At 41.3% G+C, this 23,206-nt stretch carries 20 protein-coding genes; 14 read left to right on the top strand and 6 right to left on the bottom strand.

What is annotated here, in order from left to right; translation table 11 throughout:
* Positions 1–98: 98 nt before the first annotated feature.
* Positions 99–1,796, bottom strand: coding sequence for a gamma-glutamyltransferase (gene ggt, locus JOC78_RS10785; protein WP_204555470.1), 1,698 nt, complete (start codon positions 1,794–1,796; stop codon positions 99–101).
* Between the two features lie 36 nt (positions 1,797–1,832).
* Positions 1,833–2,972: a M20 family metallopeptidase gene (locus tag JOC78_RS10780; RefSeq protein ID WP_239587112.1), complete on the bottom strand. Its 1,140-nt coding sequence runs from the start codon at positions 2,970–2,972 to the stop codon at positions 1,833–1,835.
* A 186-nt stretch (positions 2,973–3,158) separates the two neighbouring features.
* Between JOC78_RS10780 and JOC78_RS10775 the strand changes: the two genes are divergently transcribed.
* Complete coding sequence (locus JOC78_RS10775; protein WP_204555467.1) at positions 3,159–3,578, top strand: acyl-CoA thioesterase; 420 nt, start codon at positions 3,159–3,161, stop codon at positions 3,576–3,578.
* A 26-nt stretch (positions 3,579–3,604) separates the two neighbouring features.
* Positions 3,605–3,907 carry a hypothetical protein gene (locus tag JOC78_RS10770; protein ID WP_204555464.1) on the top strand — a complete coding sequence of 101 codons (303 nt, stop codon included), beginning with the start codon at positions 3,605–3,607 and terminating at the stop codon, positions 3,905–3,907.
* A 34-nt stretch (positions 3,908–3,941) separates the two neighbouring features.
* Here JOC78_RS10770 and JOC78_RS10765 read toward each other — a convergent pair whose 3' ends face one another.
* Positions 3,942–4,235: a HesB/YadR/YfhF family protein gene (locus JOC78_RS10765; RefSeq protein ID WP_204555462.1), complete on the bottom strand. Its 294-nt coding sequence runs from the start codon at positions 4,233–4,235 to the stop codon at positions 3,942–3,944.
* 200 nt (positions 4,236–4,435) lie between these two features.
* On the opposite strand from JOC78_RS10765, the gene JOC78_RS10760 reads away from it, so the two are divergent.
* Positions 4,436–6,400, top strand: coding sequence for a FapA family protein (locus JOC78_RS10760; protein WP_204555459.1), 1,965 nt, complete (start codon positions 4,436–4,438; stop codon positions 6,398–6,400).
* 117 nt (positions 6,401–6,517) lie between these two features.
* Here JOC78_RS10760 and plsY read toward each other — a convergent pair whose 3' ends face one another.
* Entirely contained in the window at positions 6,518–7,099 is a 582-nt protein-coding gene (plsY, locus tag JOC78_RS10755; protein ID WP_204555457.1) for a glycerol-3-phosphate 1-O-acyltransferase PlsY, read from the bottom strand.
* 199 nt (positions 7,100–7,298) lie between these two features.
* On the opposite strand from plsY, the gene JOC78_RS10750 reads away from it, so the two are divergent.
* The 6 genes from JOC78_RS10750 to JOC78_RS10725 all read left to right on the top strand — a co-directional run bounded on the left by JOC78_RS10750 (position 7,299) and on the right by JOC78_RS10725 (position 17,632).
* Positions 7,299–8,594 carry a purine/pyrimidine permease gene (locus JOC78_RS10750; protein WP_204555455.1) on the top strand — a complete coding sequence of 432 codons (1,296 nt, stop codon included), beginning with the start codon at positions 7,299–7,301 and terminating at the stop codon, positions 8,592–8,594.
* Positions 8,595–8,666: 72 nt separating this feature from the next.
* Positions 8,667–9,074, top strand: a complete 408-nt coding sequence (locus JOC78_RS10745) for a CoA-binding protein (protein WP_420829932.1) — start codon at positions 8,667–8,669, stop codon at positions 9,072–9,074.
* 351 nt (positions 9,075–9,425) lie between these two features.
* Positions 9,426–11,402, top strand: coding sequence for a DNA topoisomerase IV subunit B (gene parE / locus JOC78_RS10740; protein WP_204555451.1), 1,977 nt, complete (start codon positions 9,426–9,428; stop codon positions 11,400–11,402).
* A gap of 4 nt (positions 11,403–11,406) precedes the next feature.
* A complete protein-coding gene (gene parC, locus JOC78_RS10735; RefSeq protein ID WP_204555448.1) occupies positions 11,407–13,836 on the top strand; it encodes a DNA topoisomerase IV subunit A in 2,430 nt (809 codons plus the stop codon).
* 184 nt (positions 13,837–14,020) lie between these two features.
* Complete coding sequence (locus tag JOC78_RS10730) at positions 14,021–15,382, top strand: alanine/glycine:cation symporter family protein (protein ID WP_204555492.1); 1,362 nt, start codon at positions 14,021–14,023, stop codon at positions 15,380–15,382.
* Positions 15,383–15,724: 342 nt separating this feature from the next.
* Positions 15,725–17,632, top strand: coding sequence for a PAS domain S-box protein (locus JOC78_RS10725; protein WP_204555445.1), 1,908 nt, complete (start codon positions 15,725–15,727; stop codon positions 17,630–17,632).
* Positions 17,633–17,701: 69 nt separating this feature from the next.
* Here JOC78_RS10725 and JOC78_RS10720 read toward each other — a convergent pair whose 3' ends face one another.
* Together JOC78_RS10720 and JOC78_RS10715 are read right to left on the bottom strand one after the other, a co-directional pair.
* A complete protein-coding gene (locus JOC78_RS10720; protein WP_204555442.1) occupies positions 17,702–17,923 on the bottom strand; it encodes a hypothetical protein in 222 nt (73 codons plus the stop codon).
* Positions 17,924–18,244 carry a heavy metal-binding domain-containing protein gene (locus tag JOC78_RS10715; protein ID WP_204555441.1) on the bottom strand — a complete coding sequence of 107 codons (321 nt, stop codon included), beginning with the start codon at positions 18,242–18,244 and terminating at the stop codon, positions 17,924–17,926.
* Positions 18,245–18,474: 230 nt separating this feature from the next.
* On the opposite strand from JOC78_RS10715, the gene JOC78_RS10710 reads away from it, so the two are divergent.
* The 5 genes from JOC78_RS10710 to JOC78_RS10690 all read left to right on the top strand — a co-directional run bounded on the left by JOC78_RS10710 (position 18,475) and on the right by JOC78_RS10690 (position 23,119).
* Positions 18,475–19,137, top strand: coding sequence for a type 1 glutamine amidotransferase domain-containing protein (locus JOC78_RS10710; protein WP_204555438.1), 663 nt, complete (start codon positions 18,475–18,477; stop codon positions 19,135–19,137).
* A 176-nt stretch (positions 19,138–19,313) separates the two neighbouring features.
* A complete protein-coding gene (locus tag JOC78_RS10705) occupies positions 19,314–19,475 on the top strand; it encodes a hypothetical protein (RefSeq protein WP_204555435.1) in 162 nt (53 codons plus the stop codon).
* A 46-nt stretch (positions 19,476–19,521) separates the two neighbouring features.
* The gene (locus JOC78_RS10700) at positions 19,522–20,292 is read left to right on the top strand and encodes a DUF169 domain-containing protein (RefSeq protein WP_204555432.1); all 771 of its coding nucleotides are present in this window, start codon (positions 19,522–19,524) and stop codon (positions 20,290–20,292) included.
* A gap of 108 nt (positions 20,293–20,400) precedes the next feature.
* A complete protein-coding gene (gene mscL / locus JOC78_RS10695) occupies positions 20,401–20,772 on the top strand; it encodes a large conductance mechanosensitive channel protein MscL (RefSeq protein ID WP_204555429.1) in 372 nt (123 codons plus the stop codon).
* A 175-nt stretch (positions 20,773–20,947) separates the two neighbouring features.
* Entirely contained in the window at positions 20,948–23,119 is a 2,172-nt protein-coding gene (locus tag JOC78_RS10690) for a sensor domain-containing protein (protein ID WP_204555426.1), read from the top strand.
* Positions 23,120–23,206: the final 87 nt, after the last annotated feature.

The raw sequence follows: 23,206 nt of genomic DNA, 5'->3' as shown, positions 1-23,206 counted from the left end.
ATGCTTAGTATAAAATTGAACCGCCGTATACGGATCCGTACGTACGGTGGTGTGAGAGGTCGGATAATCAATTAATGATTATCCTCCTACTCGATCTGTCACTCATTTTCTGCTTCATCTTTATTCACACAAGCTGGTTTTCCCGGTCTTGAAGAGTCACTCGCACCATACATCAAGCCATTCACTTGATCGAACAAAATCGCTTGTACGTTTCCGATTTCAAGCGGAATTTTATCAAAATCATAATTCATCTTCTCCATTTTTTGTTTCGCAGATGATGGGATGCCTTCTTCCCACCAGATCAGCGGCCCTGTCCCATTGTAGACGCGAGGAGCTTCGATGGCTTCTTTTAAATCCATCTGGTAATCAATGACATTGATCAGCGTCTGCATCACTGAAGCAACGATGGTTGGTCCGCCAGGGGAGCCAAGTGCCAAAAACGGTTTCCCGTCTTTAAAGACAAATGTTGGCGTTTTAGCGCTGACAGCATATTTATTCGGTTCCACTCCATTGACGCCGGCAGGATCCGGATCAAAATCTGTCATATCATTGTTTAATAAAAAGCCGTAGCCTGGAACCATAATACCTGAACCAAATGTATGCTCAAGCGAAGAAGTGCATGCGGCTATGTTTCCATGACGGTCAGCTGCTATAAAATGAGTCGTTTCTGAGCCTTTATCATCTTTTTGAGGCTTTAAGCCGCTAGGGGACTTATCATTGTCATATTCCCATGGATTTCCTGGTAAAATATCCTCGCTCCGATACTCAAAGTTATAGATTTTGAGCCGTTCTTTAATATAATCAGGGTGCAGCATCCCGTCAACCGGCACATCATAAAAATCAGGATCCGCTAAATAAGCCAGTTTATCAGATGTCATGATTCTTAATGTTTCAGTAAGGATATAATATCTTTCCCAAGAATCGGCCTCATATTGGCTGAGATCTAATTGCTCAAGCAGCTGCAGCATATAGAGCAGGGCAAGGCCTCCGCCGTTAGGAGGACTAGGTACAACTACATCAAAGCCTTTGTAATTCGCCTGTAAAGGTTCCTGCACTTTCGCTTCGTAATTGGCAAGATCCTCCAATGTTAAACAGCCATCAAGTTTATGGGTGATGTCGACAATTGCGTGAGCGATCTCCCCGCAGTAAAAGTCATCTGCGCCTTTTTCCTGCAGGCGCTTCAAGGTTTTCGTCAGTTCTTTATTCACTACTTTTTCACCTTCAGTCAAAGGCACGCCGTTTGGAAAGAAGAATTTTTTAGCTTCATCACTCAACCTGTTGCCGAAGCGATCCAATCCGCTTTTCCATGTTTTATTAACCACTACACCTTCTTCGGATAGGCGAATAGCAGGTTCCATTAACTCAGACCATGATTTACTTCCATACAGTTCTAAGGCTTTATCAAAAGCTTTTAAAATGCCGGGTATGGCTACAGCAGTTCCCGGGGTGGAGCGTTCAAGAAAAGGAATCACGTCTTCGTGCTCGTCTACAAATACGTTTTTCTTTGATTTATGAGGTGCTTTTGAATGGCCTTGGATCACCTTTGTTTCTTTCTTTTCGGCATCATAATAAATAATAAAGCCGCTTGAAGCAAGACCGGTGTTAAACGGCTCTGACACAGCTAGTCCAAACTGAACAGCCGCCAGTGCATCCATTGCGTTTCCGCCTTTTTTAAGAATGTCTGCTCCGATCTTGGATGATTCTTCAGTGGCGCTTACGACCATGCCGTAATCTCCCCAAGCACGCTGACGTTCTCCTTCTTTTTTCTGTTTTTTTAAAATCTCATGAATGTCCATTTGCTCCACCTCTGGTTTATTTTGTTTTATCTCTAGTTATGATAGTCTTTCAATGGTTTTGACAAGCAATGCTGTCCGGTCAATCAATGAATTAAGATCAGAATACTCATCGGTCTCACTGTGAGAGAATTCCCCGATAGGACCCATTCCGTCCACAGTCGGAATGCCTTCAGCTGAAGTGAACGCGGCATCAGATCCGCCTCCAGTCGATTCCTCGTGAATCTCTAAGCCCAGTTCTTTTCCGGCGTTTTGAATCATTTCTAACAGTCTGTCTGTATCTTTCGTCTTTTCCATCGCCGGACGCCCGATTGAACCGGTAAGCTCCGTACGGGTTCCGGTCACATGATCTTCCCGCGCGATGGCGTTAATATCTTTTGTTACTTTTTCCGCCTGTTCTTCATCAGCTACGCGCACATCAATTTCAGCAGTAGCACTTGGGGCCACAGTATTAACGGATGTACCGCCTTTAATCAAACCGACATTCACGGTCAATCCTTGGTCATAATCATTTAATTGCTGAAGCTTAATCACTTTGTGTGACAGCTCTTCAATGGCGCTTCGGCCAATTTCTGGCTCAACCCCTGAATGAGCACTTCTCCCTTGGACTTCCATTGTAAAATGGCCGACTCCTTTACGCTCGGTCACTACGCCGTCATTTGGGCGGCCGCATTCGACTACGAGACTGAAATCCTTTCCTTCTGCAGCTTCTTTAATTAATGCTTTAGAAGATCTAGATCCTATTTCTTCGTCACTGTTAAATATAATATGAACGTTTTCAAGAGCGGGGGAACTGCTCTCCTTTAAAGCTTTCATCGCATATAAAAGCTGTACGTGGCTGGCCTTTTCATCGTTCACTCCTGGGCCGTATGCTTTATCATCAATAATTGAAAACGGCCGGCGTTCAGGTTCGCCTTTAGGAAACACTGTGTCCATGTGAGCGATGATTAAAATTTTCGGCTCGCTTTCTCTGCTTGCCTTAATTTCTAAATGATTTCCCACTTCTGTCTCACGATGAACCTTCACATACATTCCCAGGCTTTCAAACTTTTCTTTTAATATAGCACCGACATTGTCCACGCCTTCTTTATCATAGGAATTACTGTCTGTGTTCACGATCTTCTCAAATAAATCAATCATTTCACCTTTGTTTTGCTCGAGGTAAGTTTTAATATCCATAACATGAAACCTCCTGCTATATAGTCAATGATCTATTTCAATCTAATACCCCTATTGATAAAAACCTTAAACTTCACTTTTGTTGTTACTATTGACCAATAATGGAGGAGTATTCTTTTTTGATGGCATTTGTTTATGGTAAGATGAGAGTGACTTCCAAAAATAGAGATAAGGGAGAATGAGAAGATGTTGATTTCAACGAAAGAAGTACAGGTTCGCTATGCTGAAACGGATGCCATGCAAGTGGTCTATCATGGACAATATGCGGTATGGTTTGAACTCGGGCGAACTCAATTAATTGAAGATTTAGGATTTAATTATGCAGAAATGGAGAAGGAAGGGTTTGTGTCGCCAGTTCTAGACATTCACCTATCCTATAAGAAGCCTTTTCGCTATGGGGACACGGCATGGATTCATACATGGATCGATCGCTACAATGGTGTCAGAACTACATATGGGTATGAAATAAAAAATGCACAAGGGGAAGTCTGTGTAACAGGTGAAAGTACACATACTATCGTAACTAAAGATACGTTTCGCCCAATCTCCATGAAACGTATGTTTCCTGATTGGCATGAAGAATATGAAAAACAAAAAAGAACATAAATAAAATCTTAAGTCAGGTGATTCATATGGCTTTTGGCATTAAGAAAAGCGAATTAATGGAGTGGAAAAGAAAAATAGATCAAGGAGAGATCGCTTTTTTAACTCATTACTGGCTTGACGAGCGCTTTAAAGAGTGTAAAACGGTAACGAAAGTAGGCTGCAGTGACGTAGACAAGCTCATTAAATGGGGAGAAAAATACGGGCTGCAAAAAGAGTGGATTGACTATCGGCAAAAGGGGTATTCTCATTTTGATTTACTGGGGGAAAGGCAAAGGCTGATTCTAGAGGAAGAAGGGTTATTGGATCATCTATCAAGATTTAAGCTGTAAGGAGAAAAAGAATGCCTTCTCTTTCTCCTTCACATTAAGACTTTACGTATTGATAAACAGGGCCATCAGACGTGCGGTCATAATTTACATGCAGATCGTGTCCGTCAAAGTACCATAAATCTTTTTCTTCCACAAAAAAAACGGCCTCATGATAGATGGCCTTTGCCCCTACATCGATGGGCTCCTCTTTTGTTACTCCAAGTGAAAAGCCTTCATGCAGTGAACTCGATCCGCCATATCTTACATAAAAGCGGATATATTCACCCGCCTTGACTTCCATATCTGATAAGAACCAATTTAATGCATCGTCCTCGATAATAATCTTCATGTGATCCCTCCGCTGTTTTTTGATTAGTGTATCACTCCTTTGGAATAAAATAAAAGAAAAAGATTGCATAAAGAGTTTGTTTACATAATTCAATTATAGTAACTTGATAAACTGTCAAGCAAGGATAAAAGACCTAATTTTATAGCAGCAGATAGACAGCAACAAGAGAATAAATAATAATTAAGCTGGGAGGGGAATCGATGGAAAAGTCAGAAAAAATAGTGGCAGCTTCAATTGAAGAAGCGATAAAAATAGGGTTATCCAACCTGGGTATTTCGAGGGAAGCAGCTGAGATTACAATTTTACAGCAACCCTCCCAAGGTCTATTAGGCATTAATCGAAAAAAAGCGATTGTAGAAGTAAAGAAAAAGCAAGAGGACAGCAGCATAAACAACGGCAGCAAGGAAAATGATGAACCCCGTGCAGCAATAAGCATTCAGGACGGTTCATTCCATTTTATATCGAACGGAGAAGAACAGCCGGCTATTGAACCTCATCCTCATTTAGAACTGTTTATAAATGGAGAATTAGCGGAGGAGCGGGCTTACCTTAAAATAAATGACCAAGTAGAAATTAAAGGGAAAGAAGAGTTGACGCCATTTGAATGGAAGCTTGAACTAAGGGAAAATAACATGCTCGCTGTTGCAGTGATTGACCCTGGTGTCCATACCCGTTACACAGTGTGTGATCATACACCTTCACAAATGATCGTTTTAGAAGCTCAGGAAGAAAAGAAGCTGTCGAATGATCTGACAGTAGAAATCATCAGAAATGAACTGAATCGATTGGGGATCAATTATGGCATTGAGGAGGAGAAAGTGGAGGAAGCTTGTGAGGTGCTTCAATCTGCTGAAGTGATCGTCGCAAAGGGGCTATTTCCAATAGAAGGGCAGAATGGAAGTTTAAATTTTCACGTGAATTATAAATCAGGATTAACTCCGCCTAAAGTGGATGAACAAGGCACAGCAGATTTTCGTGAAGTGAGAGTCATACCGCAAGTCATCAAAGGGGAGTTATTGGCAACAGTCAATATGCCCCAGCCCGGAATAGATGGAAAAACGGTCAGAGGCGAAACATTACTTGCCAAGCCTGTAAAAGAAGCGATTATTCGGCTTGGAAAAGGCACTTTGCTTGAAGATGGGCAATTGTTTGCGACAGATAACGGCAGACTCCATGTAGAAACTCGCGGGTTAACTTATAAAGTTGAAGTGTTAAATAGGCTGTGTCATGACGGGGATGTTGATATTACAAGCGGACATATCCGTTTTCAAGGAGACGTTGAAGTTCAGGGACATGTTCACGAAACGATGAAAGTTGAAGCAGAAGGCGATATTGAAGTCAGCGGCCAAGTAACCGGAGGCTCATTGTTTGCTAATCGGTCAACTGTGATTCAAAAGAACGTGTTTTCATCGATTGTAACATCCGGCAGTTCTCAAACAGTGAATGAATCGCTGCTGAAAATGCTTGGGGATGTGCAAGAAGAATTGTCTCTTTATTGCGCATCCATCGAGCAATTAGTTGAACGGATGGAACAATCCAATCATGCGAATAAGCAGGAAGATGAAGATAAGGCTATAAAGCTTCTGTTAGAAAGAAACTTCCAAAGCTTGCCGTCTGCTATAAAAGGGTTTGTAAGAGAAGCTTCCCAGAGAAAATATGCGCTGCAAAAAGAATGGGTGGAACTGGCTAATTCGCTTTATCGGGTATTTTTAACGAAAGGGAGTCAGCATTTAACTGTAAGTGAAGTGATGCAGCTAAATAAAAAGGTTAAAGGTCTGCATGAATTCTATTCAACGCCTCCGAGTGAACATACATTTATAACCGTGCCTTATGCGATCAACAGTCAAATTTCGAGCAGCGGAGATATTATTGTCACTGGCAACGGAGTTTATAATTCTAAATTAAAAGCCAGCTGCTCCATTAAGATTGCCGGGTATGTGAAGGGCGGGGAAATAGAGGCAGATACATTAGTTCAAGCCAAATCAGCTGGTTCTGAAGCGGGAGTTAAAACAGTTATTAAAGTATCAGAAACGGGAAGAATTGTGATAGGCACAGCCTATATTGATACAATCATACAAGTGGGCAAAAGAAGACATACGTTTTATAAGACCACAACTCTTGTAAATGCCCATTTAAATGAAGATGGGGAATTGGAACTTCATTGAATATATAGATATGGTAAAAAGCCAGGCTGCTCATTTATCGTTTAATAGAGTATAAGAGATATACTTAAAAACGATTGGGAAGCCTGGCTTCATTTTTTATCTAAGATGACGTATTCGCTACATCCAAGTAATCTTTGGTTCTGTTTGGTCTTTAATTCTGCCCATATTGGCCCGGTGTCTGTAGATCACAAAGAATGCTAAGACGCTTACCACGATGATTAATGGCATTTCTCCAAATAGAATAGAGTAGGTCCATGCGGTAATAGCTACAATGATGGAAGATAACGAGACATACTTTGAAAAATATAACGAGACAAAAAAAGTAACAACTAAAAGCAGAAATAAAAGCGGTTCAAATGCCAGAAGCACGCCGCCAGAAGTAGCCACGGCTTTACCGCCTCTAAAGCCGGCAAACACTGGAAACATATGTCCAATAACGGCAATGGTACCTGCCAATAGCGGGTGGAAATCTGCGCCAAGCCAAATAGGAAGCAGCGTGGCAATGGTTCCCTTTAATATATCTGCAAGTGTGACGACTAATCCAGCTTTGACTCCAAGCGTCCGGAAGGAGTTCGTCGCCCCAAGGTTGCCGCTCCCGTGTTCGCGAATATCAATCCCGAAAAAAGACTTCCCGATAATCAGTCCTGACGGGATTGAACCAAGAAGATAGGCAAGTAAAATAATTAATCCAATAATCATATAATTACTCCTTTTATAAACCAAGTATCATGTATGTATGCAAAAAATATAAAGATTAAATAGAAGTTCCACTTTATTTTAACACGGGAAGCAGATTTTGAGGGGAAACTTTTCAATTGCCCGATTGAAAAAAGTGGCGTACCCTTATAAATAGAAATATATTCAATATTTTAATATAAATGAGAAAACAGGTGGAAAGATGAAAATGTTTTTGAGTGCTTGGCAATGGATGGGATTTATCTTGGCAAGTTCCCTTGTTGCCCCTATTGCAATAGCCAATCTTTTTGGATTCTCTCCGGCGGAAACTTCAGATTTTGTTCAGCGAACGATGTTTGTGCTCGGAATTTCAGGATTGCTGCAGGCGTTAATCGGACATCGATTGCCAATTAATGAGGGGCCTGCAGGACTATGGTGGGGTGTTTTCGCCATTTACGCTGGTTTTGCCGGAACTATTTATTCTTCTAGCACTGAAGCCTTACAAAGCCTTCAAGGCGGAATGCTGGTATCAGGTGTGATATTTATTATTTTAGCAGGGTTCGGTTTGCTGCAGAAACTAGCAGGGCTGTTTACCCCAACGATTACGTTTGTTTATTTGCTGCTCTTGATCCTGCAGCTGAGCGGATCATTTATGAGAGGCATGCTCGGTTTGCCGAATGACACGGGAACAGTGATCCTCCCAGTTATGGGCGGAAGTTTAGTGACTCTGCTAGCGGCTTATTACTTTTCCATGCACCGTCTGGGCTGGGTCCGTCAATATTCAGTCATTATTTCACTTCTATTCGGATGGCTCCTTTTTATCATGATCGGTCAAACGCCAGCCATTCCTTCAAGTGGGGGGATATGGTTTCAGCTGCCGGCTCTTTTTGTGTTTGGACCGCCGATCTTTGATCTTGGAACCGTGGTGACAGCTGCCTTTATCACACTGTTATTAACGGCTAATATGATTGCTTCGATCCGAGTGATGGAGGAAGTGGTGAAGCTGGTAACCGGTAGCGAAAAAAACAGCAGTTATCGTGCGGCAGGAGTGGTAACGGGCGTCAATCAAATGTTGGCAGGAAGTCTTTCTGCCATAGGTTCGGTTCCTATTTCAGGTTCTGCAGGTTTTGTGGCGCAGACGAAAATAGCCTCCATTGCCCCATTTATAGGAGGATCTGTGTTAGTCATCGTCCTAAGTGTTTGTCCGCCGGCAATGAATATTTTAGCCTCGCTCCCTGCTCCAGTAGGATATGCGGTAACGTTTGTTATTTTTTCACGGATGGTAGGGTTAGCTTTTTCTGAATTGGATAAGGAAAAGAATATTGAACGGTCTCGTTTAGTGGCGGGAGTTTCTCTGCTTGCAGGAGTGGGAGTCATGTTTGTCCCTGCAGAGGCTTATCGTGACCTGCCTGTTGTGATGACATCTTTATTTAACAACGGATTAATTTTTGGTACGCTAATCGCGATCTTGGTTGAGCAATTTTCACTACATTTCGGTCGCAATAAGCAGGAATATTAAAACTGTTAAAGGAAAACAAAGACTAAGCATAGAACTATATGAGTATATATTTGGACAGGAGGAACTGTAATGATGCAAAACCCATCTAGAGAGGAAAGAGGACAAATTTTGAAGAAAGCGAAACGCATCGCTGTGGTGGGGTTAAGTGATAATCCGAACCGTACTAGTTATATGGTATCAGAGGCTATGCAAAACGCAGGTTATACGATTATTCCTGTAAACCCTTCGGTTGATGAAGTTCTCGGTGAAAAGGCTGTATCTTCACTGAAAGAAATTGATCAGCCAGTGGACATAGTCAATGTGTTCCGCCGTTCAGAGTATCTTCCTGAGATTGCAAGGGAATTCGCTGAAATAGATTGCGATGTTTTTTGGGCGCAGCAAGGGGTTGCGCATAAGGAAGCCTATGATTATTTAAAAGGCCTTGGCAAAACGGTGATTATGGACAGCTGCATTAAAGTGGAGCACGCGTTAACCAAATAGGCGTATCCATGATCAATGAAGTGCCTGGTTCCGATCCTGACGTTAGTATAAACTGTCGTTAGGAATTGGGAGCCCGGCTCTTTTGCTGTGAAAGCAGACTGTCTGAATTGGCTATCACCCCGTCTATCAGCATACATAGAAGACACTTGGCAGAGAACGGCAATGTAAAATATCATTTGCCTTTAAGAAAAATGATATTTACAATAGGGCAGTAGATAAGTGGAGAACGGATAGAAGCCGGCTCTTTTTTAAGAAATTATTCTGACTTAAGAATGCTTGTCGTTTTTATGATATAATAATATAAGAACGTTTGTTTGTGTGCTTTTCCCCAAGGAAAGGCTAGAAAGGGGAATGACTGTGTCAAAATCGAAACCAACATTTGAATATAATGATGATGCGATCCAAGTACTCGAAGGACTTGAGGCGGTAAGAAAAAGACCGGGAATGTACATTGGTTCCACTGACGCGAGAGGGCTTCATCATCTCGTATATGAAATAGTTGATAACTCTGTGGATGAGGCGTTAGCCGGCCATGGAAATGAAATTAATGTAACCATTCATAAAGACCAATCTGTCAGTGTCCAGGATTTTGGGCGCGGTATGCCAACAGGAATGCATAAGACTGGCCGCTCTACGCCGGAAGTCATCCTAACAGTGCTTCACGCAGGCGGAAAGTTTGGACAAGGCGGATATAAAACAAGCGGCGGGCTGCACGGTGTAGGGGCTTCAGTAGTTAATGCCCTGTCAGAATGGCTGGTAGTTACCATTCACCGTGACGGATACATATATGAACAGCGCTTTGAAAGTGGCGGGAAACCCGCTACCGCTTTAGAAAAAATAGGCAAGACGAAGAATACAGGCACGACGATTCATTTTAAACCGGATAAAACCATTTTCAGCACAGTAAATTATAATATCGATACGCTCGGTGAACGACTTAGAGAATCCGCTTTTCTGCTTAAAGGAATGAAAATCACCTTAACAGATGAGGCCAGCGATTCAAAAACAGTCTTTCATTATGAAAATGGCATACAGGAATTTGTCAAATATTTAAACGAAGAAAAAGATGTGCTTCATCAAGTGGCTTATTTTTCTGGTGAGCAGAACGGCATGGAAGTAGAATTTTCTTTTCAATTCAATGATGGATTTTCTGAAAATGTTCTATCCTTTGTCAATAACGTGCGGACAAAAGATGGCGGAACGCATGAAGCAGGTGCCCGGACAGCGATGACGAGAACATTTAATGAATATGCCCGGAAAGTAAACCTTCTAAAAGAGAAAGAGAAAAATCTGGAGGGTACGGATATTCGAGAAGGTCTGTCTGCGATTGTATCTGTCAGGATTCCAGAAGAATTACTGCAGTTTGAAGGTCAGACAAAAGGAAAACTCGGGACAAGTGAAGCCCGATCAGCCGTAGATGCTGTGGTTTCAGAACAATTATCGTACTTTTTAGGAGAAAATCCCGATATTAGCGCCCTGCTGATTAAAAAGGCGATCAAAGCGGCTCAAGCGAGAGAAGCTGCCAGGAAAGCAAGAGAAGACGCTCGCAATGGCAAAAAACGAAAAAAATCTGAAGCTGTTTTATCCGGCAAACTAACCCCAGCTCAGTCTCGCAACCCAGAAAGAAATGAGCTGTATTTAGTCGAGGGAGATTCAGCCGGCGGCTCAGCCAAACAAGGCAGGGACCGGCGCTTCCAGGCAGTCCTGCCATTGCGCGGGAAAGTCATTAATACGGAAAAAGCGAAGCTTGCAGATATATTTAAAAACGAAGAAATTAATACAATCATTCATGCGATCGGAGCAGGTGTAGGTCCTGAATTCGCTGTCGATGACACGAATTATGACAAAATCATCATTATGACTGACGCCGACACAGATGGTGCTCATATCCAAGTGCTATTATTGACGTTCTTTTACCGTTACATGAAGCCTTTGATTGAAGCCGGCAAAGTTTATATTGCTCTTCCGCCGCTTTATAAAGTGAGCAAAGGCACGGGCAAAAAAGAAGTGGTCGAATATGCTTGGACGGACGATGAACTGGATCAGACAACGAAAAAAGTCGGAAAAGGCTATATGCTTCAGCGCTATAAAGGTCTTGGTGAAATGAACGCCGACCAGCTCTGGGAAACAACCATGAATCCTGAAACCCGCACGTTAATACGCGTAAGAATTGACGATGCCGCCCGCGCAGAACGACGCGTCACCACATTGATGGGAGACAAAGTGGAACCGCGCCGCAAATGGATTGAGTCGAACGTAGCTTTCGGACTGGAAGAAGGAGAGAACATTTTAGAGAATGAAAATCTTTCAGTTAGGGAGGAGGAATAAATAGATGCAACAGAAGGAAATATTTCAAGATTTACCGCTAGAAGATGTACTTGGCGACCGTTTTGGCCGGTACAGTAAATACATTATCCAGGAAAGGGCTCTTCCTGATGCGCGTGATGGATTAAAGCCGGTTCAGCGCAGAATTCTATATGCGATGTACACAGAAGGCAATACGGTAGAAAAAGGGTTTAGAAAATCAGCTAAAACAGTCGGGAATGTAATTGGTAACTTTCATCCGCATGGCGATACGTCAGTGTATGATGCGATGGTGCGTTTAAGCCAGGAGTGGAAAGTGCGAAAGCTGCTCGTTGAAATGCATGGAAATAACGGATCAATTGACGGAGACCCCCCGGCTGCTATGCGTTACACGGAAGCGAGGCTTTCTGCTATATCCGGTGAATTATTAAAGGATATTGAAAAGAGAACGGTCGACTTCATCCCGAATTTTGATGATACAACTGAGGAGCCGACTGTGCTTCCAGCAAGATATCCAAGTTTATTAGTAAACGGATCAACTGGAATCTCAGCAGGGTATGCGACAGAAATTCCGCCCCATCAAATTGGAGAAGTCATTGATGCGGCAATTATGCGAATGGATCAGCCAGATTGTACGGTCGAAGACTTGATGACCGTTTTAAAAGGGCCAGATTTTCCTACTGGGGGTATTATTCAAGGGGTCGATGGCATTAAAAAAGCGTACGAGACCGGAAAAGGGAAAATAGTGATTCGCGGAAAAGCGGAGATTGAAGAGATCAGAGGCGGACGCAAACAAATTGTCATTACCGAGATCCCTTATGAAGTAAACAAAGCCAATTTAGTAAAGAAAATGGACGAGTTTCGTATCGACCGAAAAGTGGAAGGCATTGCCGAGGTGCGTGACGAAACGGATCGGACAGGGCTTCGAGTCGTCATTGAATTAAAAAAAGACGGTGACGCTCAAGGGATTTTGAACTATTTATATAAAGCGAGCGACCTTCAAGTCAGCTATAACTTCAACATGGTCGCTATACACAATCGACATCCGAAGCTAATGAGTCTTTTTGATTTATTAGATGCGTATATCTCTCATCAAAAAGAAGTTGTTACTAAACGCTCGGAATTCGATTTAGCAAAAGCTAAATCCAGAGAGCATATTGTAGAAGGTCTAATGAAGGCTTTATCCATTTTAGACGAAGTCATTGCGGTCATTCGCGCTTCTAAAGATAAACGAGACGCCAAAAACAATTTAATAGACCGCTTTCAATTTACTGAACCGCAGGCAGAAGCTATTGTCAGCTTGCAATTATACCGTTTGACGAATACCGATATTACTGCCCTGCAGCAAGAAGCAGAAGAGCTAGCGAAGCTGATAGACGAATTGACAGCGATATTAGCCAGTGAAAGGAAGCTTCTTGGTGTCATTAAAAAGGAATTAAGAGACATTAAGAAGAAATATAACGATGAACGAAGAACCATTATTGAAGATGAAATTGAAGAGATTAAAGTCAATCTTGAAGTTATGATTCCTAGTGAAGACGTTATGGTTACGGTAACGGAAGACGGCTATATTAAACGTACAAGTCTCAGATCTTATTCTGCTTCTGGGGGACGCGACTTGGCGATCAAAGAGACAGATAGATTAGTATTTAAAGAAGAGATCAATACGACTGATGTTCTTCTTGTCTTCACGAATAAAGGCAATTATATGTACATGCCTGTTCATGAACTTCCGGATGTTCGCTGGAAAGATCTTGGACATCATTTAGCGAGCTTTGTGTCAATGGATAAAAATGAAACAGTACTCTCGGCTTATTCGATTAAAGATTTTCAGCAGCCGGCCTTTTTGTTATTTATAACGAAAAATGGCATGGTGAAGCGAACGGAACTGGCTCAGTATAAAGTTCAGCGCTATTCGCGTGCACTGGTCGCGATTAACTTAAAAGGGGACGATGAAGTAGTTGATGTTCACCTGACAAGCGGCCATGGTCAAATCATGCTTGCTACGAAGTTTGGCTATAATCTATGGTTTGCAGAAGAAGAGGCGAGCATAGTGGGGCCGCGGGCGGCAGGCGTAAAAGGAATCAATTTAAAAGACGGTGACACCGTAGTGAACGGAAAAGTATGGAATGAAGGCGAGCAAAAAGAGGTGTGGATCGCTACTCAGCGAGGAGCAGCGAAGAAAATGAAACTGTCTGAGTTTGAACCGTCTTCAAGAGCGAACCGAGGAGTGCTTATGCTGAGGGAGCTGAAATCTAATCCTCACCGCATAGCTGGCATGCAGTTAGTCAGTAAAAGTGACACAGTTGTCCTTTCTACTTTAAAAGGCCATTTAGAAACGATTGATACAGGAAAAATGAAGACGAGCGACCGATATTCTAATGGCTCGTTTGTCATCGATGAGAAAGATAAGGGGCAAGTAGAGTCCGTTTATTTGTCAATCCAAACAGAAGAATAAAAAAGCAAGCAGCCGGCCTGATTTTTAGGCCGGTTTTTTGATTAGTGAGCGTCTGCTTAGGGTAAAGTAAATTGTTTACAGATAATCAGGAATAATTTACCTTACTTAAAAAGGAGTGAAGGCGGTGCTAGAAACTTTAGATGCGGTCATTGTCGAAATAAGCAATTATTTATACACCTACTTGATGATCGCTTTGCTTGTCGGATTAGGTCTGCTATTTTCATTTACATCCAAGTTTGTACAGTTTCGCTACATGAAAGAAATGTTTCGGATCATTTTTGAAAAATCCACTGTGTCTGCTGATGGAAAAAGAGGTATTTCATCATTTCAAGCATTTACCATCAGTGCGGCTTCGAGAATCGGAACGGGGAACCTTGCAGGTGTAGCCACGGCAATTGCAGCAGGAGGTCCAGGGGCTGTATTTTGGATGTGGGTGATCGCATTAATCGGGGCAGCTTCCAGTTTTGTTGAAAGCACGCTCGCGCAAATTTACAAAGTAAAAGACCGCGATGGTTTTCGCGGCGGTCCGGCTTACTATATGGAAAAAGGGTTAAACAAGCGCTGGATGGGGATCATTTTTGCTGTTACAATTACCTTTTGTTTCGGATTAGTATTTAATGCTGTTCAGTCCAATACGATTTCTTTGGCTATGAATGAAGGGTTTGGTGTTTCAAAAATTGCTGTTGGGGCCGTGCTTGCTATATTAACAGCCATCATTATATTTGGCGGCTTAAAAAGAATCGCGCATGTGACTCAAATACTTGTACCGGTAATGGCGGTTATTTATCTAGTATTAGCTATTTTTATTTTACTGTTCAATATCACTGAAATACCTGCAATGTTTATGTTAATTGTGAAAGCGGCTTTTGGCATTGAACAAGCGGCAGGAGGAGCACTTGGCGCGGCTGTATTGAACGGCATTAAGCGGGGGTTATTTTCAAATGAAGCCGGCATGGGATCTGCTCCGAATGCAGCTGCAACGGCGGCTGTCAGTCACCCTGTTAAACAAGGTCTGATTCAGACACTGGGTGTCTTTGTTGATACGATACTGATTTGTTCGGCAACCGCATTTATTATTTTATTGTCTGGGGAATATTTGCGCGCAGATGCCACCTCTATTAATCTCACACAATCGGCTTTAGCTGTTCATATAGGGGATTGGGCTACCATCTTTGTTGCCGTAGCTATTTTCCTCTTTGCTTTTAGCTCTGTCATTGGAAATTATTATTACGGAGAAACCAATATAGAGTTTATTAAAGAGTCGCCCGCTGCCTTGTTCATTTATCGGCTTGCGGTGATTGGGATGGTGTTCTTTGGTTCGGTAGCGAAAATCAGTCTAGTGTGGAATTTAGCTGATTTGTTTATGGCCATCATGGCATTTATTAACCTAATTGCGATTACGATGCTTTATAAAATCGCCTTGGCTGCACTGAGGGATTATCGAATGCAGCGAAAAGCAGGAAAAGATCCCGTCTTCTATGCTGATTCAATCGAGGGGGTTGGAGAAACGGAATGCTGGGGAAGACGACAAGAGACTGAAAGATAATTTTAGCCTGTGCACATCCGGCGTGCACAGGTTTTTTGCTGTGTCATCTGATTCAGGAGAATAGTATGGAAATGAATAGGATTTAATCGTCTAGTTTATTGAAACGGCTAAAAAAGTAGGAATTTTAAGTCTCCGTGCTCTGTTCTATTCATCACCAATTTAGTAAACTTCTGTCTCAAAGGGAAATAAATTCTTACTCATACATAAAAAATCATTGAAAAGTATTTCAATTGTCGAAATATTTTGTTGAATACATGCAGGTAATTTTTATAAAATAAAGAAAAAATAGTTATAGATATGAAATCAGGGAAATGACTGTTGGTGCGAAAGGAGGCGATTTTTTTGACTCATACATTTTTATACACCACGCGATTCGCATTTAAAGAAATGGAGTGGCTGTTAGAAAATACAACTGATATCTTTATGGCGATTGACAGGCAAGGACTGATTCAGTACGTCAACCCTTCATGGGAAAAAATCATGGGCTTTGCAAAAAAAGAAGTGGCCGGCAAACAATTGATGGATTTGATCCATCCGAATCAGCTTATAGAATTAAAAATGGATTTCCATTCAGTACACGGAAATGAGTCATTCATTCCGCTAAAATATCAATTTCGTACAAAGAATGGTTCATACAAGTGGCTGTTGTGGCACACGGTTAAATTGTCTGACGAAGGACTATATTATGCGCTTGCTACTGATATAAGCGGGAACCATCCACATACATTAGAGAGCCTCCAAAACGACCATTCTTTTGAAAAAAATGGTGATCGGGAATCTGATGCATTCCAGGGATGCACATCAGCAATCACCTCAGGTTTTAAAGAAAATGATGATGAGAGTGATCAAAAGAAGTCTTTAAACGGAGCGGTTGAGAATGTTTTAGAAAGTATGATCGATGGTTTTTTCTTATTAGACGAGAATTGGACGTTCATGTATGTCAATCAGGTCACTGAACAGCTATGGCGGGTGAACCGGAGCCATTTACAAGGCCAAAACATCTGGACAGTGTTCCCTGAAATGAAAGGGACAGTATATGAGTATTTTTTTAAGAAGTCGATGAGGAATAAAACGGCTCACCGGTTTAAGGTGTATTCAAAGTCATTAAAGAAGCACTTTGAAATATGCACATCATTTTCTCCTACTGGGCTCGCCGTTCATATCCGCGACATTCATGAACAACAGGTCAATTTTGAAAGGCTCGTTGAAAGCGAGAAGCAAATTCGCGAAATCACAGAAAATATCAGGGAAGTTTTTTGTGTGCATAACAAGGATATGGAACTTCTATATGTAAGTGCAGCCGTAGAACAAATATGGGGCATTCCGCTAAAAGATATCTATAAAAACCCTCATATTATTATTGATTTAGTTCATCCGGAAGATCAAGAGATGCTAAAGGGGTATTTGCAGGATTTAATAAAAGCTCCAGCAGAGTTTGAATACCGGATCGTCCGAGCCAATCAAGAAATTCGCTGGCTTAAATGCCGGCATACTGTGGTATGTAATGATAAAGGCGAGCCGATTAAAATTATTAGTATTTCAGAAGATATTACCGAGCTAAAACAAAAGGATATCTTAATTCGAAAAGGGGATAAGCTTGGGGTTGTTGGTCAATTGGCAGCAGGCATTGCCCACGAAATCAGAAATCCGCTGACTACAATTAAAGGCTTTGTTCAATTATGGAGCCAAGATCAAGGAAATAAATACAGCGATATCATTTTATCAGAATTGCAAAGAATTGAATTTATCATGAATGAATTTCTTATGCTCGCTAAACCGCATCAGCAGCTGAAAATGGAGAAGCTAAATTTAAATACCGTGCTTGAAGAAGTCATTACATTTATGGAGCCGGAAGCGCTATTGAAAAAAGTAGAAATAAAAAGGCAGCTGTCCGGACATCTGCCATCTTCGTTCGGTGAAGCCAAACAAATCAAACAAGTCATTGTGAACTTAATAAAAAACGCCATAGATGCTATGCCAAATGGAGGGAATATCACGATTCGCACGAGCAAATACTCGGATCAGTATGTGAAACTGGAAGTAATTGATGAGGGAGTTGGCGTACCAAAAGATCGAATCGCGCGGCTGGGTGAACCTTTTTATTCTAATAAAGAAAAAGGAACTGGGCTGGGCTTAATGGTCAGCTTTAAAATTATTGAAAATCATAAAGGAACCATTTCGTTTGAAAGCGAAGAAAATAAAGGGACGAAAGTAAATATTTTAATGCCTGTTTTTAATGAACAGCAGTAAATAAAAGACGATCAAAAAAGTATGATTTACCTTTTTGATCGTCCTTTTGGTTTTTGAACCTGAAAAAGCTTACTCTTTAATATAGATTCGTTCACCGGTTAGTTCATTATAAAAAACTCTTGTTTTTTCTCCAGATATAGGGTCGATTGATACTTCATCTGTTTTTACGAAGCCGGCTGGTATCTCGCTTTCTGATGACTTATAACGTTTGTCAGTAAAACGAGAGATTAATATGAGAACCGCAAGCAATATAACCTGACCCGCGAAATAGAGAATGACCCACTTCCACATTTATTCCTTCTCCACAACAACAGCTGTCCCAAAGGCGACGATTTCACTCATATTGCTGCCGGCTTCACCGGAGTCAAAGCGGGCCATAATAATAGCGTTGGCTCCCATTTGATTGGCGTTTTTTACCATTCTGTCCATCGCTTCTTTCCTAGAGTCTTCAAGCATCTTTGTATATTGTTTGATTTCACCGCCCATAATTCCTTTGAATTGAGCCATTATATCTGCCCCAATTCCTCTGCTTCGCACGATTAAGCCAAAGCAAGTGCCTTTTACTTCTGTTACTTTATATCCTGGAATATTTTCAGTGGTGACAACTAGCATACGAAATCCCCTTCTTTCTTCTATCTTATAAATATCATACGATAGAATGATAATGAAATGTTAAGTTTATTGAATAGACGAAGAAATAATTATTAACATCAGTTCAGAGTAAGCTGGACAAATAAGGCTTTTATTCTTTGAAGCATTATGGTGTTTAATTCCACCTTCTAAGGGAAAAGTATCTTGTGTGAACGATAACTAATTGAGAACCAATAGAAGGGGTAGATTAAATGAGCAAAAGAATTCTTATGGTCGTAACGAATGTGAAACAAATTGATCAAGATCACCCGACTGGACTTTGGCTATCAGAATATGCAGAGCCTTATGCTGCATTTAAAAAGGCTGGTTTTCAGGTGGAAGTGGCTAGTCCTTTAGGCGGGAAAATTCCTCTCGATCCTAACAGTATGACAGATGAGCGTCCATCTGAATGGAATGAGGCGATGCAGTATCTTGATAAAACAGAGAAATTGAGTGCAGTTGTCTTTGAAGGTTACGATGGAATATTCCTGCCGGGCGGACATGGACCGATGTTTGACTTGGCAGATGATAAAGACCTTCAAAATATTCTCGCCTACTATGAAAAAGAAAATAAAGCAATTGGAGCCGTATGCCACGGACCAGCTGCATTCGCAAATGCGTTCCTGCCGGATGGAAATCCGCTTGTGAAAGGGAAGAAACTGACTGGATTTACGAATAAAGAAGAAGATGAAACTGGCTTAGCTCCACTTCTGCCATTTCTGCTGCAAACCAAGCTTTCTGAGTTAGGTGCGGGATTTGTGGAAGCAGCTCCTTATTCTGATCATGTAGTGACAGACGGACATTTAGTTACAGGGCAAAATCCGCAATCGAGTGAAAGCACAGCCCAAGCGTTTATTAAAGTCGTGAATAAATAATTGACCGAAGAAAAAGCCAGGAGCGAAGTTGCTCCTGGTTTTATTGTGAAAAAAATCATGTCAATCCTATATAAGCATCAGGGAGGTTATGATAAAATATAATAAATAGAAAATTGTGATTTATTTGATTTTACGTAGTTTTTCTTATTGATTTTAGCGGATGGAGGGATAAAGCAGTGAATATATTATCAGGGATGATCCAAGCAGCCATCTTCTCTGTTCCATTATTCTTGCTCTTATTATTGCTCGGCCTGTTCCAATCAGAAAAGAGAAGAAACTTGCGCTTCGCCCAAATTGAAGAGCGGTTAAACCTAAAGAAAGAGAAAGATGTGGACTAGCTAAATATTTATCATTTCAAAGTGAGGAAAAAGGGGATATCAATGTATGAAACAGATCACGGCAGGGGAATGGGTTCAAGTTGTGGAGAACTTAAAACGGTTAATTTCAATACGCACCATTCCAATTGGAATGAAGCTTTTTCAAACGAAAGAAGAAATGGAATCGATCGAGCGAATCAAGAGACCAGATAGGATCTTTACTGCGGATCAAATAGTCGCCCAAGCAGCAAGGTTAGGGTGGACTGTAGGAGTGACGGCAGAAGACTTAGCTGGCCCTCAATGCAGTACGGTTTTGGGTCTCCATCCGAGAGATGAACGATGGCTCTCTGGTGAAGAAATGGCTGGAGTGTGGTTTGAAACAAAAAAGGATTCTAAAAAACACCAGGAATCCATGCACTGTGTGCCATATGGAATGTTTGAAGCGATGGCTGTTTCTCCGCTTATTTCGGGGAGGTTAAACCCGCCGGATATCTGTCTCATTTATGGGACGCCGGGACAGATGATGATGCTTTTAAATGGACTTCAGTGGAAGGGCTACGAAAAGCTAGAATGGGGATTTGTTGGAGAGTCTTCTTGTTCTGATTCGTGGGGAAGAGCGCTGAAAACGGGTAAGCCAAGCTTATCTATTCCATGCTTTGCTGAACGGCGGTATGGGGGAGTGCTGGATGACGAGCTATTGCTGGCGATTCAGCCTGCCGATCTTTTAAAAGCGATTGAAGGGATGAATAGTCTAAGCAAGAACGGACTGCGTTATCCTGTACCAGCCTATGGCATTCAGCAAGATGTGCGAGAAGGCCTTGGTGTGAGCTATAAGTAATGTAGTGATTATTGCTTAAATAGCAAATTCAATATGACAAATGGCGACAAAAGGACAGGGAGTTTGCTATAGTAAGTAGAGATTTAAACTACTTGAGGTGACCTGTCTATGTTGAAGGAATTTAAAAAGTTTGCCATGCGTGGAAACGTAATGGATTTAGCGGTAGGGGTAATCATTGGCGCCGCTTTTGGCAAAATCGTATCTTCTCTCGTGGATGATATGATTATGCCGCTGATTGGGCTGCTGCTTGGAGGCATTGATTTAACGAAAATGTCGATTAAAGTAAACGAAGCAGTGATCCATTATGGCAAGTTCATTCAAACAATTGTTGACTTTTTAATCATATCGTTTTCTGTTTTTCTGATTGTTAAGCTATTTAATAATGTGTATTCCAAGGAAAAAGAAGAAAAAGAAGCCCCTCCTGTTCTCTCTAAAGAGGAAGAATTGCTGACAGAAATCAGGGATTTACTGAAAAAATAAGCCAATGTATGAAGCTGTCTATTAAAATTAGACAGCTTTTTTGCATTTTTATGCTTCCTCATATTGCATTAGCAAAAGAAATACTTTAGCATTAAAACTAAAGACTCACAACCAAAAATTAGCAGTCTTACGAAGATATAGAAACATTCACTTCGGCATGAAAGAAGGGATGAAGATGAGGGGCAATGATCCGTTTTTAGAAGAACAGCCACACTTGCTGCTTCAAGATTTAGAAAGCCTGAGAAACCAATTTGTCAGCGGAGAAAGCGAGCTGTATGACAATTTCGATAAAAAATTAAAGTTATTTGTACGTAATTATGAACAATTTTTTCACGCTCTGAATGAATCAACCATTATCGGCGTGACAGATGCAGCTGGTAAAATTCTTTATGTAAATCGCCGTTTTTGCGAAATATCTCAATTTTCACGGGATGAAATGATCGGCAAAACGCACCGAATCATCAAGTCAGACTACCATGGCCCGGATTTCTTTAAACAAATGTGGAACCAAATAACGGCCGGTGAAGTCTGGCGGGGGCAAATTAAAAATCGAGCGAAAGACGGAACAAATTATTGGGTGCAGACGACTATTGTTCCTATCAAAAATAAAGAAGGCAAGATCGTCTTGCAAATTGCCCTTCGAACAGATATTACGGAAGGGAAGCTGCTTGAAGAAGAATTTCGCAAACGGATGGCACTGGATTATCAAAATAAATTAAAAATGATTAACAACATTATCTTTAAATTGCAAAAAACCTCTTCCGGTAAATATGTGTATACCTCAGTAGAAGGCCAATTATTCGACAGGATCGATATTGAGATCAATGAAATGGAAGGGTTTACACCATTTGAAGTATTTTCAGAAGAAAAAGCGAAGTTTCTAACCCAGCAATATGACCGCTGCTTTAAAGGGGAGCAAGTCAGCTATAAGTATGAGCTGAGCGGAAGGTGGTTTTACACTACTATTACCCCCATTATTGAGAAGGGGTATGTAGTAGAGGCCATTGCTACGATCAGTGATATCACTGAGATGGAAGCTGCTCAAAAACGGATTGAATATTTGGCTTATTATGATGAGCTGACTGGTTTGCCCAACAGGCGGAAACTCATTGAGGATCTACAGGGAGTTCAGACAGATGAATCGGCTCAATTCGCCTTTTTTTATACGAATATTAATAACTTTAAGCAAGTAAATGACACACTTGGCTTTACCATTGGGGATGAATTGATTAAAGATATCGGTGATCGTTTCCAAAGCTTCATTAAGGGGGTTGGAAAGGTGTACCGAATAGGGGGAGATGAGTTTGTTGTTCTCGCGGACGCCGAGTACTCCATTGATCGTTTAGAAGGACTATCCAGAGGTCTTTCTAACCTGATGACCACTCCGTTTCGGATTAAAGATCATGTTCTGTCAGTTACATGCCGTCAGGGAATCACCCATTACCCAATGCTTAGCAACGATGTTGAAAAAATGCTTCAGCATTCACATATTGCTCTGCAGAGGTGTAAAAATTTAGAAAAAGAATGTTTCGTTATTTATAATGAGCAGTTAAGTCAGGAGTATAAAGACAAAGTCGAGCTTGAGCAAGAGCTTAGAAAAGCCATTGAAAACAATGAATTTGTTCTCTATTATCAGCCCAAGGTAGACCTTAAAGAGCATACCCTCATTGGAATGGAGGCGCTGATCAGATGGGATTCTCCGAAATACGGGTTTGTCAGTCCTGCTGTTTTTATCCCGCTGGCTGAAGAGACTGGATTAATTGGCGCTCTAGGAGATTGGGTGCTTCGAACTGCCTGTAAACAAAATCAAGCTTGGATTGAACAAGGAAATCAGCCGTTAACCGTCGCAGTAAATGTATCCGCATTAGAACTCCAGCGTCCGGATTATGTAGAGGGCGTCAAACATATATTAGCGGAAACCGGTATGAAGCCTGAGTATTTGGAGCTTGAAATTACAGAAAACAGTGTGTTATCACAAGCCAATTCTGAGGTGATGGTTCAATTAAACGAACTGGGAATATACTTATCTATTGACGATTTTGGCACAGGGTATTCTTCCCTCAGCTATTTAAAGTCGTTTCCGATCCATACCCTTAAAATAGATAAAAGTTTTATATTTGATCTGCTAGAAAATGAAAGTGATGCCGAAATAGTGAAAGCGATCATCCAGATAGCCAATACGTTTAAACTGAAAGTGATTGCAGAAGGTGTTGAAGATCAAAGAACGATGGAATTTCTATTTAACAACAAATGCGATCAGGCACAAGGCTACTTGATTAGCCCGCCGATCCCAGCGAGCCAAATGGAAAAGTTCTTTAAAGGGCCTCTTCAGCTGCTGCATAAGTAATATCTGCGCGAATGTAAAAAGAGCCTTTTGCAACAGGAAAAAATAGAAAAAGTTCGTTATAATAAGGGGAGTAAACAGTAAGGAGCC

It is taken from the genome of Bacillus ectoiniformans, assembly GCF_016908875.1.
GTDB lineage: Bacteria > Bacillota > Bacilli > Bacillales > Domibacillaceae > Bacillus_BX > Bacillus_BX ectoiniformans.
The sequence above is the reverse complement of the archived record's forward strand: the minus strand, read 5'-3'. Positions and strand labels throughout refer to the sequence as shown.

What these genes read in the sequence shown, in the direction of transcription:
- ggt (WP_204555470.1), bottom strand. Translation starts at nt 1,796, where the DNA reads ATGGACATTCATGAGATTTTAAAAAAACAGAAAAAAGAAGGAGAACGT.
- JOC78_RS10780 (WP_239587112.1), bottom strand. Translation starts at nt 2,972, where the DNA reads ATGGATATTAAAACTTACCTCGAGCAAAACAAAGGTGAAATGATTGAT.
- JOC78_RS10775 (WP_204555467.1), top strand. Translation starts at nt 3,159, where the DNA reads ATGTTGATTTCAACGAAAGAAGTACAGGTTCGCTATGCTGAAACGGAT.
- JOC78_RS10770 (WP_204555464.1), top strand. Translation starts at nt 3,605, where the DNA reads ATGGCTTTTGGCATTAAGAAAAGCGAATTAATGGAGTGGAAAAGAAAA.
- JOC78_RS10765 (WP_204555462.1), bottom strand. Translation starts at nt 4,235, where the DNA reads ATGAAGATTATTATCGAGGACGATGCATTAAATTGGTTCTTATCAGAT.
- JOC78_RS10760 (WP_204555459.1), top strand. Translation starts at nt 4,436, where the DNA reads ATGGAAAAGTCAGAAAAAATAGTGGCAGCTTCAATTGAAGAAGCGATA.
- plsY (WP_204555457.1), bottom strand. Translation starts at nt 7,099, where the DNA reads ATGATTATTGGATTAATTATTTTACTTGCCTATCTTCTTGGTTCAATC.
- JOC78_RS10750 (WP_204555455.1), top strand. Translation starts at nt 7,299, where the DNA reads ATGAAAATGTTTTTGAGTGCTTGGCAATGGATGGGATTTATCTTGGCA.
- JOC78_RS10745 (WP_420829932.1), top strand. Translation starts at nt 8,667, where the DNA reads ATGCAAAACCCATCTAGAGAGGAAAGAGGACAAATTTTGAAGAAAGCG.
- parE (WP_204555451.1), top strand. Translation starts at nt 9,426, where the DNA reads ATGACTGTGTCAAAATCGAAACCAACATTTGAATATAATGATGATGCG.
- parC (WP_204555448.1), top strand. Translation starts at nt 11,407, where the DNA reads ATGCAACAGAAGGAAATATTTCAAGATTTACCGCTAGAAGATGTACTT.
- JOC78_RS10730 (WP_204555492.1), top strand. Translation starts at nt 14,021, where the DNA reads ATGATCGCTTTGCTTGTCGGATTAGGTCTGCTATTTTCATTTACATCC.
- JOC78_RS10720 (WP_204555442.1), bottom strand. Translation starts at nt 17,923, where the DNA reads ATGTGGAAGTGGGTCATTCTCTATTTCGCGGGTCAGGTTATATTGCTT.
- JOC78_RS10715 (WP_204555441.1), bottom strand. Translation starts at nt 18,244, where the DNA reads ATGCTAGTTGTCACCACTGAAAATATTCCAGGATATAAAGTAACAGAA.
- JOC78_RS10710 (WP_204555438.1), top strand. Translation starts at nt 18,475, where the DNA reads ATGAGCAAAAGAATTCTTATGGTCGTAACGAATGTGAAACAAATTGAT.
- JOC78_RS10700 (WP_204555432.1), top strand. Translation starts at nt 19,522, where the DNA reads ATGAAACAGATCACGGCAGGGGAATGGGTTCAAGTTGTGGAGAACTTA.
- mscL (WP_204555429.1), top strand. Translation starts at nt 20,401, where the DNA reads ATGTTGAAGGAATTTAAAAAGTTTGCCATGCGTGGAAACGTAATGGAT.
- JOC78_RS10690 (WP_204555426.1), top strand. Translation starts at nt 20,948, where the DNA reads ATGAGGGGCAATGATCCGTTTTTAGAAGAACAGCCACACTTGCTGCTT.